Origin of the sequence: Myxococcus sp. MISCRS1, from assembly GCF_026626605.1 — a bacterium.
GTDB lineage: Bacteria > Myxococcota > Myxococcia > Myxococcales > Myxococcaceae > Myxococcus > Myxococcus fulvus.
Genome location: NZ_JAPNKB010000001.1, coordinates 2,499,726 through 2,516,833 on the forward strand (window position 1 = coordinate 2,499,726; position 17,108 = coordinate 2,516,833).

Consider the following 17,108-nt stretch of genomic DNA (forward strand, 5'->3'; position numbering starts at 1 on the left):
ACTACGAGCGGCCCAGCTCCACGCTCTCCAGGATGCCCAGCGCGTCCGGCGTCAGCACCGCCGCCGAGAAGTACGCCGTCACCAGGTAGTTCATGATGGCCTTCTCGTTGATGCCCATGAAGCGCACGTTGAGGCTGGGCTCGATTTCGTCGGGGATTCCCGCCTGGTGCAGGCCGACGACGCCCTGGTTCTTCTCGCCCGCGCGCATCAGCATGATGGACGTGGTGCGCGTCTCGGAGATGGGCAGCTTGTTGCAGGAAACAATCGGCACGCCGCGCCACGCGGGCACGTGGTTGCCGTTCATCTCCACGCTGGTGGGGTAGATGCCCCGCTTGTTGCACTCCTGGCCGAAGGCGGCGATGGCGCGCGGGTGCGCCAGGAAGAACGACGGCTCCTTCCACACCGTCGCGAGCAGCTCGTCCATGTCGTCCGGCGTCGGCGCGCCCGAGCGGGTGTGGATGCGCTGCTTGAGGTCCGCGTTGTGCAGGAGGCCGAACTCGCGGTTGTTGATGAGCTCGTGCTCCTTGCGCTCCTTGAGCGCCTCCACCGTCAGGCGCAGCTGCTGCTGCGTCTGGTTCATCGGGTCGTTGAAGAGGTCCGCCACTCGGGTGTGAATCTGGAGCACCGTCTGGGCGACGGACAGCTCGTACTCGCGGGGGCTCGTCTCGTAGTCCACGAAGGTGCCGGGCAGCACCGGCTCGCCGTGGTGGCCCGCCGCCAGCTCAATCGCCTTCTGGCCCGAGTGGTCCTGCTTCTTCTTGGCGCGCGCCTTGAACTTCTCGAGGTGCTTCTGCAGCGACGGCACCTGCGCCACCACCGTCTCGAAGGCGGACTGCTGGAGCACCAGCGCAATCACGGGCGTGACGGCCTTGGCGGTGAACTGCCAGTAGTCCTGCGACTCCAGCAGCGCCTGGTAGCTGTAGTGGTCGCCGTCCGCCAGCGTCTCCAGCACCACCGGCTCCCCGTACTTGCCGGTGCCGATGCGGTTCACCTTGCCGTGCGCGATGAGGACGATGGAGTCGGCCTCCTTGCCCGCCTCGGTGATGACCTCGCCCGCCTTGAACTCCTTCTGCTCGAAGCGGTTGGCCAGCGCGGTGAGCGCGTCCACGTCCTCGTACCCGCGCAAGAGAGGCAGCTCGCCCAGCTCCTGCGGAATCACCGCCACCTTGGCGCCCGTGCTGGTGAAGGTGACGCGGCCGTCGCCCACCGCGTACGTCATGCGGCGGTTGACGCGGTACGTGCCGCCGGACACCTGCACCCACGGCAGCAGCTTGAGCAGCCACCGCGAGGAGATGCCCTGCATCTGCGGCTCGGACTTGGTCGTCGTCGCCAGCTGCCGCGCCGCCTGCGTGCCCAGGCTCTGGTTGTTGTCGTCGAACTTCTTCGAATCATTGGACATGGGTCACCCTTCTTCGGAGTTGAAGACTCGAAATCACTTCGGAATGTGTCTGGGGACTTCTCAGGGGCGCGTGGCGCGAAGCAGCTCGGCGATGCGCATCGCCGACGTGCCCAGCGGGGCGGGCTTGCCCGTCTTGAGCTTCGGCGCCGCGTCGTGGATGAGCTCCACCTCGGTGTAGCGCGTCACGCCCGCGTGCCACCGGGGGATGCCCGCCATCCACTGCTGCAACTGCTCCACGTACTTGTGCAGCTTGCCTTGCGCCTTCTCGTCCAGCTCGAAGGTGCGGATGACGGCGGGCAGCTCCTTGGCCACCAGGTGCTCGAACTGCTTCATGCGCGCGGTCATCATCTGGTTGACCACCTGCACCGCCGCGTCCTTGTCCACGCCCAGGAACTTCTGCACGACGAGAACGCAGTTGTTCAGCTCACCCTCGAACTGAATCTCCTTCTGGTAGGAGTACAGGTCGTTGACGAAGCAGGCGTAGTCCGCGGCGGAGTTCTCCAGCGCCCGCAACGTGCGGGTGTTGAAGACGTCCTCCGGCACCGCGTCGCCGTGGGACAGGCGCGCCAGCGACATGGTGAGGTCCGAGCCGAACGTCTTGCGGCGCATCTCCACGTAGTCCACCGGGTCCGGCACGCGGTTGAGCAGCTGGTTGTTCAGCTCCCACACCCAGCTGTCCGTCATGTCCTGGATGGCCTTGCGGAAGAGCTTTCGGCCGCGCGGCGTCAGCGGGCCCGCCGTGCGCTTCCACAGGTCCGCCAGGCTCAGCTCCACCGGGTTGAGGGGCACCGCGGCGCTGGCCGTCTCCACGTCGTCCGGCATGAACTGCCCCAGCCGCGCGGTGAAGGCCTTGGCGCCCGCCATGTCCCGGGTGTTCGCGTAGAGCAGGGGGAAGTAGTCGTCCGCGTACGTCCCCCACACCAGCCAGCAGGCCGTCAGCTCCAACTGCTCGGGCGTCGCGTCCGGGTGGATGAGCGCGCCGCAGAGGGCCACGTCCGCCGCGTCGAACTTGTGGTCATCCCAGACGTAGAAGCCCACGCCGGGCACCACCTCCAGCAGGCCCATCTTCCGCGCCCAGGCCTTGGAGGCCCTCCGCGCATGGTCCAGGTGGGGACTGAGGTACGTGCTGTACGGCATGTAGAACTTCGGCAACGTCGTGGGGCCCACGTGCTGGCGCGGCGTGTGGCTCAACGAGCGGGCGCGAGGCCCCATCCCCAGCGCGCCCGCCGTCAGCGGCAGCCGGAGCGCGGAGGTGCCCAGGCCCGCGGGCACCGGAATGGACAGCGCCGGGCGCTCCTCGGCGTGCTGGTTCATGTAGCGGTTGGAGCGCATGTGCCACTCGTGGCCGCCGGACTGCCAGTCCTGGAGGCCTCGCAGGTAGGTGAGCACCTGCGCCTGCTCCACCGGGTTGAGTCCGTACTCCGCGAAGAGCCACGGCAGCTCCGTGGCGAACGTCGTCTCGAACTGCTGCAGCCGCGACGTCAGCAAGTCGTTGACCAGGTCCGCGGCGCGCTGCGTGTCGCAGTCGAGGAACTTCTCCACCACCAGCACGCCGTTGGAGAGCTCGCCCTCCTCCAGGATTTCACGCTCGTAGGAGAACAAGTCGTTGCGCAGGTGCACCGCGTCCGAGAAGGTGTCCTTGAAGACGCGCATCGGCCGGCTCTTCACCACCCGGTCCGGAATCTCCGCCGCGACGGCCACCTCCACCAGGTCCGACGACCAGGGCGCGCCGCCCACCTTGCGGCGCATCTCGATGTACTCGATGGGGTTGGAGACGCGCGCCTCGCTGATGTTCTCGATTTCCCACATCGACTCATCGAGCAGGTGCTTGGTGTTCTCGAAGAAGCGGCGGCGCCAGTCCATGGACATGGCGGGCACCGTGCGCTGCCACAAGTCCCACAGGCCGCGCTCCACCGGGTTGACGGGCTCCGGCGGCGTCTGGCTCATGTCCAGCGGCATGAACAGCGGCAGCCGGTCCAGGTAGGCCTGGCCGCCCTTCACGTCGCGCGAGTACTTGAAGACCTCCAGGAAGTGGTCGTCGAAGTAGAAGACCCAGACGTACCAGTCCGTGATGAGGTCCAGCACCGGCCCCGGCGCCTCGGGGTGCGTGTACGCGCAGAGCAGCGCGTAGTCCATGCCGTCGAAGCGGCGCTCGGACCAGACCTCCCGGTCCGTCCCGTCCCTCGGCGGCCCCAGGATGCCCATCTGGTAGGACCACGCCTTGGTGTGCACACGGGCGGCTTCCAGGTTCGGGTTCAGCCGCGCCGGCCACGGCACGTAGAACTCAGGCAGCTGGAATGGTTGCTTCTGACGCGCCTTTGACATCTTCAACCCTTCGCCAGTCTCAAGATGATTCAACTCATCGGGCCCGCGCGCCCATTGCAACGGTGGTGCCGGGATGAATCAGGCCGCCTCTCGTGTGATTCGAGGCGGTTGAAACACCCCGGCTCGCGCGGCTGACACGTCAGTCGTCACCGAGGACGTGTCAACGGGGCGCATGACACGTCCGCGGCGGCGTCAGACGCTCGTGCCGGTCGCGGCGGCGGCGTCCTCTGCGGGGAGGCTTGCCAGCAGCTCGCGGGCCTTCTCCACCTTCACGTGACCCGCCTTCACCAGCAGGTTGGCGATCTTCTCCACCCAGTCGCCCCGCGCGCCCGCCGTCACCGCCACGCAGCGCGCGTGCATCGCCATGTGGCCCTTCTGGATGCCCACGCTGCCCAGCGCCCGGAGCGCCGCGAAGTTCTGCGCCAGCCCCACCGCCGCGAACACCATCGACAGCTCGCGCACCGAGGGGGTCTGCATCAGCTTGAGCGCCAGCTGCACGCCGGGGTGCACCTTGATGGGGCCGCCCACCACGCCCAGCGCCATGGGCAGCTCGATGCGGCCCACCAGGTGCCCCTCCTCCAGGTACCAGGTGGACAGCGGACGGTACTGCCCGCTGCGGCAGGCGAAGGCGTGCGCGCCGGCTTCAATCGCGCGCCAGTCCTGCCCCGTGGCGATGGCCACCGCGTCGATGCCGTTCATCACGCCCTTGTTGTGCGTGGCCGCGCGGTACGGGTCGGCTTCGGCGAAGCGGCTGGCCTGGGTGATGCCCTCGGCGATGATTTCGCCCGGCATCTCGAAGTCCGCCAGCGCCGCCAGTGGGATGCGGCACGTGGCGCGCGCCAGCCGCCGATCCGCCAGGTTGGAGAGGATGCGCAGGTACACCTTGCCGCCGGTGAGCTGCTCGATGAGCGGCGCCACGCCCTCCGCCATGGTGTTGATGAGGTTGGCCCCCATCGCCTCCTGCGTGTCGATGAGGAGGTGCACGATGAGCAACGGCTCTCCGCACGGGCCCTCGGGGGCCGGCAGCACGCGCACCTCCACGTCCTTGGCCCCACCGCCGCGCGCCACCATGGCCGGGTGGAAGCTGTTGGCCAGCGCGAGGAGCTGCTCCTTGTTCGCCAGGATGTGCTCGGTGGCCACCTTCGGGTCGCCGTAGCGCGACACCTGCACCTGGCCAATCATCAGCGAGGGGTCCGCCTCGGCGGTGAAGCCACCGGACTCGCGGACGATCTTCGCGGCGAAGGACACGGCCGCCACCACGGACGGCTCCTCCACCGCCATGGGCACCAGGAGGTCGCGCCCGTTGACCTGGAGGTTGAGGCCCAGGCCCAGCGGCAGGCAGAACGTCCCCACCGCGTTCTCGATCATCTGGTTCGCCAGGACAGGCGGCAGCGCTTCGGAGCCCAGCAGTTGTCGCAGGTCCTCGGGCTGGAGCCGGAACATTCGAGCGAGGTGCGCGTGGCGCTCCTCCATCGGCAGCTTGTGGAAGCTCGGGAGCCGGGAGGTCACGGTGTCGGACATGTTGTTCCTTCGGTGCAGAACCTGGAGCGGGCCCCCTTGCAACGGTGGCGCCATGAAGCGCCGGGCCACATCTCGCGGGATTCGAGGAGGATGAAACAGCCAGGCTCCTCGTTTGACGTGTCAACCCCGGTGGCTGACGCGTCAACTCACCGAATCACAGACCCGGCACACCCACTGGCGACCAGGAAGCGCACACCGCGAACCGACTGGCTCGCGGATTCACCGGAGCCGAGCGCCGCGAGTCACCAGGTGAGCGGCAGCTCATGGACGCCGAGCAGGTTCTCGTCCTTCTTGAAGCGGACCTCCTCCAGCGGCACGGCCAGCCGCAACGTGGGGATGCGCTGGAACAGCGTCTTGAACACCACCTCGAACTCGATGAGGGCCAGCGCGCGCCCCGTGCACAGGTGGATGCCGTGGCCGAAGGCGAAGTTGCGGTGCGCTTCCCGCTGGAGGTCCAGCCGGTCCGGCGCCTCGAAGACCGTGCCGTCGCGGTTGGCCGAGTCCGGCTGCGCGAGGACACCCTCCCCCGCGCGGATGAGCTGACCGCCCACGGTGAGGTCCACGGTGGCGACGCGCTGCCGGGCCAGATGCGAGACATTGACGAAGCGCAGCAGCTCCTGCACCGCCGCGGTGATGGCGGCGGGGTCCTCCATCTGGCGGAACTTCGCGAGCTGCTCGGGGTGGATGAGCAGCGCCAGCGTCCCCAGCCCGAACATGTACGCCGACGGTCCGTGCCCGGCGTAGTACAGCGCGTGGAACAGGGACGCCGCGTCCGGGGGGCTCAGCTTCCCCGTCGCCACCTGCTCCGTGACGACGCGACCGATGAGCGTGTCCCCGGGCTCACGCAGGTTGTCCTCCACCAAGCGCAGGAAGACATCATCCAGCGCCATCAAGGCCGCTGTCGCCTCCTCGCGGGAGGACGCACGCGAGCCGACGGTCCTGCTCAGCACGTGCAGCGCCTCGGCGCCTTCCTGGGGCACGCCGAGCAGATCGCCAATGACTTGCAGGGCCACAGGGAGCGCGAACGCCGACATCAGGTCCACGGGCCTCGGGCCGGCCAGCATCGCGTCGAGCGCCGCGTCCACGGTGGCCTGGATGCGCGGCCTCAGGGCCTCCATCCGCCGGGGCATGAACTCCTGCACGAGCATGGCCCGCTGCGCCCGATACTCCGCATCCGGGCGCAGGAAGAAGGCCAGCGGCCTGCCCTGGCGAGCCGCGGCCGCGGGCGACAGGTGCGGGAACCCCGGCAGCGTGGAGTCCGCGACCAGCCGCGGGTCTCCCAGCACCGCCAGCACGTCGCTGTAGCGGCTCACCAGCCACGGCGTGTTTCCGTCCCACAACTTCACGGGACAGACCGGGGCCTGCTTGCGCAGCCGCTCGTATTCAGCGGGCGGCTCCAGCGGGAGGCTCCAGTCCTTGGGGAAGGGATAGGAAGGGCTCATCGGGGGGCTCCTGTTCGGTCGAGCCGGGCGGCGATGCCCGCCACGGTGGGATGCTGGTACAGCTCGCGCAAGCCGAGGTCCTGACCCAGTTCATTCCGGATGCGGACCGCGACCTCGACGAGCTGCAAGGAGTGGCCGCCGCGCTGGAAGAAGTCGTCGTCCGGAGCGACCGAGGCGACCTTCAGCACGTCGGCGAAGATGCGGCCAAGCTGTTGTTCCCGGGTCGAGGAGCGCCGAGGCGAGGTCCGCGCGTCGGGGGTCGCCGTCCGCAAGACGTCCTCGTAGTCCGCGAGCAGCGCCTCGATGAAGGCGGGCTCGAAGAGGCTCTCGTCGAACTCGCCCCACACGGTGAACGCGCCGTCGGAGCGCTCCTCCACCCGAACGGTCAGCTCGAACTTCGCGGAGGGGAGGTCCAGCAGGAGCTCCGTCACCTCACAGTCCTGCAATGACAGGGCGCCCGCCGTGCCCACGGGGTGGTAGGCGAAGTTGACCTGGACGACGGGAGAGCGCGTCGGGTCCCTGGGCGGAGCCAGGTCCGCGACGAGCTGCTCGAAGGGCAGGTCCTTGTGCGCGGTGGCCGCCGCCGTGGCCGATGCCACCCGGGTGAGCAGCGCGCGGAGGTCGACGTCACCACGCAGGTCCACCTGGAGCACCACGGTCTCGACGAAGAACCCGAGCACCCGCTCGACCTCGGGCAGGTCCCGGTTCGCCACGGCCAGCCCCAGCAGCACCCGCTCACGTCCCGCACGGTGCCCGAGCACCCTCCCACAGGCGGCGGCCAGCACCGTGAACACCGTCTGACGCTCGGTGCTCGCGAGGGCACGCACGCTGTCGGAGACCGCGGCGGGCAGCACCCGGTGCATGCGCCGTCCCCGCCCCGACACGGGACGCGGAGGGACGAGGTCCAGGAACAGGGGGACACCCGACAGCTGCTCCCTCCACCAGCGCGACAGCGACTCGCGCCGCTCGGCGGTGAGCTGCTCGCGCTGCCATGCGGCCCAGTCCACGTACTGCACGGGCAGCTCGGGCAGGGCGGGAGGCCGCCCCAGGAGCGCTGCCCGGTATGCGATGGCCAGCTCCTCGGTGAACACCTGGAGCGAGGTGCCGTCCGCCACCAGCAGGTGCACGGCGAAGAGGAGGAAGTGCGTCCGGGGCTCCAGCCGCAGCACGGTGAGCCGCAGCAAGGGACCGCGCTCCAGGTCGAACGGCTGGAGCGCCTCCTCGTGCGCGTGTCGCAGGGCCTCGGCCTCCGTCTTGACCTCCACGAAGCGAACCTGCGCGCGCCCTTCCGGCGCGATGTGCTGCTGCGTCCCCAGCGGGAAGACGGTGCGCAGCGGTTCGTGCCGGGCCACCAGCGCGTCCAGGGCCTCTTGCAGGGCTCGCGAATCCAGGGGCCCCGTGACACGGTGGCAGCGAACGGTGGCGTGGGCCGCGCCGGTGGGGTCCATCCGGTGCAGGAAGCACAGCCGCTGCTGGGCGAACGACATCGGGAACACGGTCGTCATCCGCGTGGAAGCCTCTTGATGGTGGGCTTCGCGACCGGAGCCTCGGCGAGCGCATGAGCGAGCTGGGCGATGGTCGGCCCGGTGAGAATCGTGGCGAGCCCGACCTCGCGCCCCACCGTCCGGCTCAGCCGCGAGGCCAGCCGCATCGCCTGTAGCGAATGCATGCCGAGCGCGAGCAGGCTCTCATGCACATCCACCCGGCTCACGCCCAGGAGCTCGGTGACCACCGATGCGACACGGACCTCGGCCTCGGTCCTCGGCGCCGTGTAGGGCGCGTCCGGGCGCCGGTCCGTCGTGGGCAGCCGCGAGGGGTCCACCTTCCCGTTTTGAGTCAGCGGCCAGGACTCCAGGACGATGACCTCCGAAGGCACCAGGTGCGCCGGCACCCTGCGCGCCAGGTCCTCGCGTACGGCCTGCCCCGACACCTGGGTCACTGCCCCGGCCACGACATAGCCCACGAGGCGAGCCTCCCCGCCCCGCGAGTCGACCCGCGCGAGCGCGTCCACCACGCCGGGATGCGCGGCCAGGGCGGCGCGCACCTCGGCCAGCTCCACCCGGACGCCACGGACCTTCACCTGCTCATCACGGCGGCCCAGGAACTCGATGACGCCTCCTGGCAACCACCGGGCCAGGTCTCCGCTGCGATAGAGCCGCGCCCCCGGATGGGTCCCGAAGGGGTCCGGTACGAAGCGCTCGGCGGTGAGGCCCGGCTGGTCGCGGTAGCCTCTCGCGACACCGGCCCCACCGATGCAGAGCTCCCCCACCGCGCCCGGCGGAGCCACCTGCCCGTGCGCGTCGAGCACCACCAGGTGCGCATTGAACAGCGGGCGCCCGATGGGGACGTGGGTGGCCTCGGCGTCGACCCCGTCGTCCAGCCGGTGTCCGCTGGCCATGACGGTGATCTCCGTGGGGCCGTAGCCGTTCGTGACCTTGGTGAAGCCCTCGCGCTGGAGCGCGCGGAACGCCTCCACCGGGAAGACATCTCCACCAACCACCACGCGGTCCAGGGCGGCGAAGGCCTCCGGAGCGTCGGCCGCCAACCGGGGCAGCACCACGGGAGGAATCACCGCATGCGTGATGCGCTGGTCGACGAGACAGCGCGCCAGCCCCGGCACGTCCCACCCCGGCGGCAGGAAGTGGACGGCGGCGCCATTGAGCAGCGCGCCCCAGACCTCCAGCACGGAGATGTCGAAGGTCACCGACGCCATCGCCAGCATCGTCTTGCCGGGGCCCAGGTCCTCGGCCAGGGCCGTGCGGTGCAGCAGGGACACGACCGAGTGGTGCTCGATTTGAACGCCCTTGGGTCTGCCCGTCGACCCGGACGTGTAGAGCACGTAGGCGAGGTCCGACGGGCTCCCCTCCGGCAGCGGCCCGGATGACACCGGAGGCAGCGCCTCCAGCACGACGGTGGGCAGACCGGTGAGTCGGCCGTCCAACGCCGCCGTGGTGACGAGGGCGCGGGCCCCGGCCTCCCGCATGAGCGGCTCCAGCCACGCCGCGGGAGCACCTGGGTCCAGCGACAGGAAGGCCGCCCCCGCAATGAGGATTCCCAGCTGGGCCACGACCAGGGCTTCCGAGCGCGGAATGCACACCGCCACGAGGGCCTCACGGCCAACGCCCAGGTCGCGCAGGTGGTGCGCCAGGTGCTCCGCCCGACGCGTCAGCTCGGCATAGGTCAGCACCCGGTCGCCGGACCTCACCGCGGGAGCGTCGGGCGCTCGGCGGGTCCAGTGTGCGAACAGGTCATGCACCCGATACGACGGCGCCTCCTGGCGAGCCCCCACGCTGACGAGCGCGCGCCGGTCCGCGTCGCTCAGCATCGACAGCCTGGACACGCGGGTGTCCGGCGCGTCGACGATGGAGCGCAGCAGTTGCTGATACGCGGACAGGATGCCGGCGATGAAGAAGTCCTCGAAGAGGTCGGAGTCGAACTCCCACGAGAGCAGGATGCCGCTCAGGGATGAGCGGGGACTGGAGCGCACGGGGGCCTCCGAGCGCGGGATGCGCACCACGTCCCCGGCCAGCCGTTGGATGTGCCCCGGCTCGGCGTAGAGCGGCACCGCGACGACGGACAGCTCGAACTTGGCGGAGCCGTTGCCCAGCCCCTCCACGAAGGAGACGTCGAGCGGCGACGCATCGAGCGTGCCCACCGACGAGTCGTGGAAGTTGAACATCGTCTGTATCAACGGGTTGAAGCCCCCCTGATGCCGCGCGGGCGACTGCGCGAAGATCTGCTCATAGGGCAGCTCCTGGTGGTCATAGACCTCCAGCGTGGTGCGCCGCACCCGCGCCAGGAGTTCCTCGAACGAGGGGTCCCCGTCGAGCCTGCCCCGCAGGACGACGGTGTTGATGAACATGCCCAGCATGCCCTCGGTGTCCTGCCAGCGCCGGTTGGCGACCGAGGAGCCCACGAGCAGGTCCTGGGAGCCGGTGTACCGGTGCAGCAGGACGAAGAACGCGGAGAGGAGCGTGGTGAAGAGGGACGCGTTGTTGCGGTCCGCCAGCGCCTGGAGGCGCCGCGCGAGCTCACCGTCCAGCTCCACCCGGGGCGCCACCCCACGAAACCGTCGCCCATGGGGGGCCACCCGTCGGGGGAGCTGGAGCAGGGTCTGCGCGCCCTCCAGCTCCCGGCGCCAGAAGCGGCGCTGCGCCTCTGCGGCCTCGGTCCCCACCCACTCGCGCTGCCAGCGCGCGTAATCGGAGTACTGCACCGCCAGCGCGGGGCGCCGCACCTGGCCGTGGCGGACGTGTTCGGCGTAGCCGTTGAGCAGCTCTCGCACGAAGACGTTGAAGGACCAGCCGTCGTGCACGATGTGATGCTCGACGTGCACGAACAGGTGCTCCCCCGCGCTCAGTCGCAGCAGCCGCCAGCGGAAGGGCCGGCCCTCGGCGAGCGCGAACGGGGCCTGCACCGCGTCCCGGACCGCCTCCGCCACGCGGGAGTCCAGCTGCGCTTCGTCCACGCCGCTGAAGTCCTGGACGCAGAGCTCCACCTCCCACGGGGCCTCCAGCTCACACCGCAGCTCGCCATCCACCTCGGGGAAGCGCGAGCGCATCACGTCGTGGCGACGCACGATGTCGGTGAGGCTCGCTTGCAGCGCGGCGAGGTCCAGCGTGCCCTCGAGACGGAACACCGCCTGCGTGTGATAGGCCCGCGCGTCCGGGTTGAGCTTGTGCATCAGCCACACCCGCTCCTGGCCGAACGACGGCGTGAGCGCCATTCCCACAGCGCCACGTCGAGGGCCCAGGTCCACCCCACCCTGTGCTTCCTGCAAGCGCGCCGCGAGGCGGGCCACCGTGGGCGTCTGGAGCACCTCGCTCAGCTCCAGCTGCGCGCCCAGCACGCGTCGCACCCGGGCCACGAGCTGGGTGGCGAACAGCGAATGCCCTCCCAGCTCGAACAGGTTGTCATCGCGCCCCACCCGCTCCATCCCGAGCAGCGCCGCCGCGATGGCCGCCAGCGCCACCTCACCGGGCGACCGCGGGGCCCGGTAGTCCGTCCGCTCCGCGCGAGGAGGGCGAGGCAGCCGCGCCCGGTCCACCTTGCCGCTGGTGTTCAGGGGCCAGGCCTCCACCACGACCACCACGTCCGGCACCAGGTAGCCGGGCAGCCGGCGTCGAAGCTCCGCGCGCACCGCGTCGCCGGTCAGCGCCGCTCCGGTGTCGGGCATCACGTAGCCCAGCAGGCGCTCCCGCGTGTCGTCGATGAGGGCGACCGCGTCGCGCACGTCCGGCAGCGCGGCCAGCGCCGCCTCCACCTGGCCCAGCTCGATGCGCGCGCCGCGAATCTTCACCTGGTCGTCGCGCCGGCCCAGGAACTCCAGCGTGCCGTCCGGCAACCACCGGCCCCAATCGCCGCTGCGGTACAGCCGCCCTCCCGGCACCGGACCGAACGCATCCGGGATGAACCGCTCGGCGGTCAGGTCGGGCCGCCCCAGGTACCCACGCCCCACCCCTTCCCCGCCGATGCACAGCTCACCCGCCACCCCGTCGGGCACGAGGCGCAGGTGCTCATCGAGGATGACCACGTGGTCGTTGGACAGGGGGCGGCCGATGGGCACGCGCTCCCCCTCCACGCCGTGCACCGCCTGGAGCGTGCTGGCCACCGTGACCTCCGTCGGGCCATAGCCGTTGACGAAGCGGTGGTGCGCGCTCCACTGACGGGCCGTCTCCGGCAGGCACACGTCCCCGGTGCTCATCACCACCTGGAGGTCGGGGAAGCCGCCCGGCTGCAGCGTGCGGAGGACCGTGGCGGGCAGCACCGCGTGGGTGATGCGCCGGTCCACCATCACCTGGGCCAGCGACGCTCCGGAGAGCGGCGACGCATCCAGCGTCTCCAGCCGACCTCCATTGGGCAGCGCCATCAGCACATCGAACAGCGAGGCATCGAACGAGGGGTGGAAGAACTGCAGCACCCGCGTGTCCGGCCCCAACGCGCCCAGGAAGTCCCGCTGCGCATGCAGGAGGTTGGCGACGCCGCGATGCTCGGTCATCACCAGCTTGGGCTCGCCCGTCGAACCCGACGTGCAGATGATGTACGCGAGGTCCTCCGGGACGAGCGCCGTGTCCTCCACGCGCCCCTCGCCCGCGTCGGCCCCTGGCTCCAGGAAGGGCACGCCCGGCACCTGGCATTCGGGCGCGCCCACCACGAGCGCCGCGCCGACCCTGCGGACGATGTCCTCGCGCCACGCCTGGGGATGTGACGGCGCCAGGGGCAGGTAGGCCGCGCCCACGCGCCAGACGGCGAGGGCGAGCTCGACGAAGGCCGCGCCCCGCTCCAGCACCACCGCGACCACGTCTCCGCGCCCGAGCCCCCGGGCCCGCAGGCGGGCGGCCAGGGCACGCGTCCGGGCCTCCAGCATCGCGTAGGTGATTTCAGCAGCACCGGCCGAGAGCGCGACGCGGTCGGCATGCCGCCGGCACTGCTCGGCGATGACGTCCACCACCGAGCGCCACGGTCCATGGTCGACCCGTCCACCCTGCACGCGGGCCGCCTGCGCCGCGACATCCAGCGCACGGCGCACCTCTTCCGGGGTGTGTCCCTCGAGCGCCCAGGGGCTCTTCAGACGGAGACTGGAGAGCAGGCGTTCGTACTCGGTTCCTGTCACCAGGGCGGACGGGGGCGTGGCGGGCAAGGGAACTCCTGGAGGCAATGACATACATCGAGACCGCCGCGTGGAGCGGCCTTCCGATGCGGCTCGAGGCTCCGGGCCTTTAACACGCGAAAAACCACGGTGACACCCTTGTCTGGTAGAAGGCGCGAGGAACGCATCCGCGCAGGATGTAGGAGTGCACCGTGGCCTCGAACAACATCGCGCCTCCAAGTGGACCTGGGCTGTCGCTCTTCGCCGTGGGCGATGTCTTCGTGGACCGCGACGAGCCGGCGACCGCCTTCTCCTCCGCCCGCGACGTCCTGCGGGCCGGTGATGTCGTCTTCGGCAACTGCGAGGGCGTCTTCAGCGACGACATCCAGCGGGCCCCCAGCGCCGGCTCGGCCGTCACCGCGCCCGCGGCGAACGCCGCCCCCCTGGCCCAGGCGGGCTTCGACATCCTCTCATTGGCCAACAATCACAGTCTGGACGGGGGACATGCCGCGCTCCTGTCCATGCGCGGGACGCTGGCCGACCTGGGCATCGCCACGGTGGGCGCGGGCGCCCATCTCGCGGAGGCCACCGCGCCCGTGTATCTGGAGCGCAATGGCAGACGGCTGGCCTTCCTGGCCTTCAGCTCCGTGTTTCCCTATGGCTATGAGGCGCGACCTGGTGTCCCGGGGCTCGCGCCTTTGCGCGCGCACACCCGCTACACGCCCGTGGACCTGAACGTGTGGAATCCAGGCATGGCGCCCGTGGTGAGCACCGAGCCGCTGGTCGAGGACCAGCGGGCGTTCCTCCACAGCCTCGCCGAGGCCCGCGCGAAGTCGGACATCGTCGTCGCCAGCTTCCACTGGGGTGACTCCACCGTGCCGTACTCGCTGACGGACCACGAGCGACGCACGGCCAGGCTCGCCATCGACCACGGGGCGGACGTCGTCCTGGGCCACCATCACCACATGCTCCGCGGGGTCGAGTTCCACGCCGGCAAGCCCATCTTCTACGGGCTGGGACACTATGTGTTCGACCTGCCGAACCTCACCGAGCGGCTCGCGAAGGATGGCTACCTGGGCGTGGGACGGCCGGAGGAGATGGCGGCCTGGGCCCGCAAGTTCGGCGAGTACATGATTCGCCCGAGGGAGGGCTACCCGCTGCTGCCGTTCCACCCGGACTCGAGGATGACCGGCGCGGCGGTGGTCCACATCACGCCGTCCGGGCGCATCCGCGCGGGCTTCCTCCCCGCCATCATCAATCCCGCCAACGAGCCCATCCACGTGGCCGCGGACAGCGACGAAGGCAGGCGGGTGGTGGCCTATCTCGAACGCTGCTGCGCGGCCGAACAGCTCCCGACGCGGCTCATCGCTCCTCGGCCCGACTCCGGACTGCCCAGCGCGTGCATCGAGTTCGTGTCGACGGCGACCGACTGAGCGGGACCAGGGCGAGGCCTGCGCCGAGGCGGCGGCTCGAACGCATCCAGCTCGAGGCCCACCCTGGACGGGTCCTCAGGGTCCACGACGACCAGCCCCCCAGGACGCGGGCTGCACGCGGGAAGCCCCGCGGCCTCAGGTGTCGGGCAGGTCGTGCCCCTCCTGCTGACGGAGCCACTGGGAGATGGCCTTCTCTGACTCGAGATGGCGGTCGAGGAACACGAAGTGCCCGCTGTCCAGCTCCACATAGGTGGCTCGCGGCCCCAGGCGCTCGACATAGGCACGCATGGCGGGGGTGCCCATCATGGAGTCATGGCGCCCCTGTATCACCAGCGTGGGCACCTCCGGCACGGGGGCCGAGGACCGCGCGCCGGACACGAGCACCAGGCCCCGCAGGTCCAACCCCGGGTGCGAGACGCGATTGACGAGCAGGCTCGCCCCCACGCCGCCGTTGGAGAGCCCTCCCAGGTAGAAGCGACGAACCCCTCGGGCCGAGAGCCATTCGAGGGTCGCCTTCAAGGTGCTCGCCCCCTGGGGCGACCACCAGTCTCCGGCGGGGCCCACCGAGGGGCACACCGTCAGCGCGGAGATGGTCCAGGACGCCCGCGCCATCTCCCAGCAGTACACGGCGAAGTTGCCCGCATGGCCATGCAGGAAGACCACGGCCGTGTCCGGCGTCGCCCCTCGAGCCGGCGGGATGACCAGCGCATCGAAGGACTCCGGCGACTGAAGCCCCAGGGAGGTGGCGATCGCGGGCGTGGCCACCGAGCCCTCCGCCAGCTCCATCCGGTCGAACGCCGCCTCCAGCGCGGGGATGAACCCGCTCGCCTCCGAGCGCGGCAGCTTCCCCAGCCGCACCAGCGCGTGCGCCGCGAACAGCGTCCCGTCCCGCTCGTCGACGAGGCGATTCACCCACCGGTGGCCTCCCTCCGGAAGCCGCACGGTCTCCAGGAGCGTGCCGTCCGCGAAGAGCAGCCGTGAGCAGGCGACGAGCGCGATGAGCCCGAGCCCCGCTCGCCACAGGCCCCGGGCACGCAGCATCAGGCCGACGGCCACCAGCACGAGCCCTCCGGAGTAGCTCCACCCCGAAGGCGAGGCGCCGATGCGGGCCGCCGCCGCCAGCAGCAGCCCGGCGACCGGCGTCAGGAGGACTCCCAGCAAGACTCCGGGCCACGTGCGGGGCCGGGTGCCCTCCTTCGCGGGAGCACGACGAACGCCTGCGGGAACCGCCACGGGAGCGGAGATGGAATGAGCCATGCCGAGCACCATGGCGGACCTGGAGCGGCCCGCTGAGCCCACGGGGCCGAGCGGTCCGGAGGCCTAAACCAACGATCTCGATTCTCGCACGACGTCAGGAGGCGCGCCTAAGGGCGGCTCGGCGAGGGGATGGACAGGCAGAGCGCTGTGCATTCCGCGCGTCGAGGTAGGCATGTACCCGCACCATGAGCTGGGCCATGGTGCGGCAGCGGTGGTTTCGCGTGACGTTGGCGTGCAGGTCGAGCCACACGCGCTCGATGCGGTTGCCCTGGGGGCAGTAGGGCGGCAGGAAGTGGAGCACGATGCGCTCTTTGAGTTGGACCAGCGCCTTGCGAGTCTTCTGACTGGTGTGGACCGCTGCATTGTCCAGCACGAGGTGGATGCGGCGGGCGCGCCGGTACTCCCCTGCCAGCCGCCAGAGCAGCTGAATGAAGAGGTCGCTGGCCTTGGATTTGCCCTCCACCCACGTCAGCTTCCCCGTCCGGACATTCAACGCTCCGGCCAGGAAGCGCTTCTGGTTGTTGCCCGGTGTCACCACCACCCGACGCTGCCCCGGAAGGCACCAGTCGTGTCCCACCTTGGGGTTGAGATGGATGTCCACCTCATCTACGTGGAGCACGGGCTCTTCGGGGGGCGTGTGTGCATGCAGGCACTTCAACTCGTAGAGCCGGCGCCGACGCTTCCACGCGGGCCAGGGACACTTGACGATGGGCCTGGCGGCCTTGCGCCGCGCGCCGAGCCAGGTGAGCGCACGCCCCATGGTCGCCACCGACACCTGGGGCAGCCCGCGGCGCTCAAGCTCCAGGCACAGCAACTCTCGTGTCCAAGTGGGCCGGCACCAGCCCCAGTCCTCGGGCGTTCCCACCAGCACCCGCGCCAGCCTCTCTCGGAATCGCTCGTCTACCTTGCGCTGGCCGTTGCCCGCCCTCCTGTCTCGCAGCGCTCCGCGTCCTTCCTCCCGGTAGCGACGCACTGCGCTGACGACGGTGGAGGTGGCACAACCCAACTCCCGGGCTGCCGCGTTGCATGAGGCTCCCCGCCCCACGGCCGCCACGGCCATGCACCGCCGCATGGTGAGCGGGCAGCCACTCCGCTCACCCCACCTCAGCAGCGCCTGCCGCTGCTTCCTCTTCAGCCACTGC

General features: G+C 70.3%; 9 protein-coding genes. 1 reads left to right on the top strand and 8 read right to left on the bottom strand.

The window, feature by feature from the left end; all coding sequences use genetic code 11:
* Nucleotide 1: 1 nt before the first annotated feature.
* The 6 genes from OWM54_RS09570 to OWM54_RS09595 form a co-directional block, all read right to left on the bottom strand.
* Nucleotides 2-1,399, bottom strand: coding sequence for a family 2B encapsulin nanocompartment shell protein (locus OWM54_RS09570; RefSeq protein ID WP_267697269.1), 1,398 nt, complete (start codon nucleotides 1,397-1,399; stop codon nucleotides 2-4).
* Nucleotides 1,400-1,459: 60 nt separating this feature from the next.
* A complete protein-coding gene (locus OWM54_RS09575; protein ID WP_267697270.1) occupies nucleotides 1,460-3,724 on the bottom strand; it encodes a family 2 encapsulin nanocompartment cargo protein terpene cyclase in 2,265 nt (754 codons plus the stop codon).
* A gap of 192 nt (nucleotides 3,725-3,916) precedes the next feature.
* Nucleotides 3,917-5,245 (bottom strand): hydroxymethylglutaryl-CoA reductase, degradative, encoded by a 1,329-nt coding sequence (locus tag OWM54_RS09580; RefSeq protein WP_223750358.1) that lies wholly within the window; start codon nucleotides 5,243-5,245, stop codon nucleotides 3,917-3,919.
* A 242-nt stretch (nucleotides 5,246-5,487) separates the two neighbouring features.
* Nucleotides 5,488-6,687 (bottom strand): cytochrome P450, encoded by a 1,200-nt coding sequence (locus OWM54_RS09585; RefSeq protein ID WP_267697271.1) that lies wholly within the window; start codon nucleotides 6,685-6,687, stop codon nucleotides 5,488-5,490.
* A complete protein-coding gene (locus tag OWM54_RS09590; protein ID WP_267697272.1) occupies nucleotides 6,684-8,192 on the bottom strand; it encodes a condensation domain-containing protein in 1,509 nt (502 codons plus the stop codon). Before OWM54_RS09590 ends, OWM54_RS09585 begins: the two co-directional genes overlap by 4 nt.
* Nucleotides 8,189-13,327, bottom strand: coding sequence for a non-ribosomal peptide synthetase (locus OWM54_RS09595; RefSeq protein WP_267697273.1), 5,139 nt, complete (start codon nucleotides 13,325-13,327; stop codon nucleotides 8,189-8,191). The genes OWM54_RS09590 and OWM54_RS09595 overlap by 4 nt, the downstream gene beginning before the upstream one ends.
* 161 nt (nucleotides 13,328-13,488) lie before the next feature.
* On the opposite strand from OWM54_RS09595, the gene OWM54_RS09600 reads away from it, so the two are divergent.
* A complete protein-coding gene (locus OWM54_RS09600; protein WP_267697274.1) occupies nucleotides 13,489-14,709 on the top strand; it encodes a CapA family protein in 1,221 nt (406 codons plus the stop codon).
* A 135-nt stretch (nucleotides 14,710-14,844) separates the two neighbouring features.
* On the opposite strand, the gene OWM54_RS09605 is transcribed toward OWM54_RS09600, so the two are convergent.
* On the bottom strand, nucleotides 14,845-15,870 hold the full coding sequence (locus OWM54_RS09605) for an alpha/beta hydrolase (RefSeq protein WP_223785949.1): 1,026 nt from the start codon (nucleotides 15,868-15,870) through the stop codon (nucleotides 14,845-14,847).
* Between the two features lie 190 nt (nucleotides 15,871-16,060).
* Entirely contained in the window at nucleotides 16,061-17,038 is a 978-nt protein-coding gene (locus OWM54_RS09610) for an IS630 family transposase (protein ID WP_324289059.1), read from the bottom strand.
* Nucleotides 17,039-17,108: the final 70 nt, after the last annotated feature.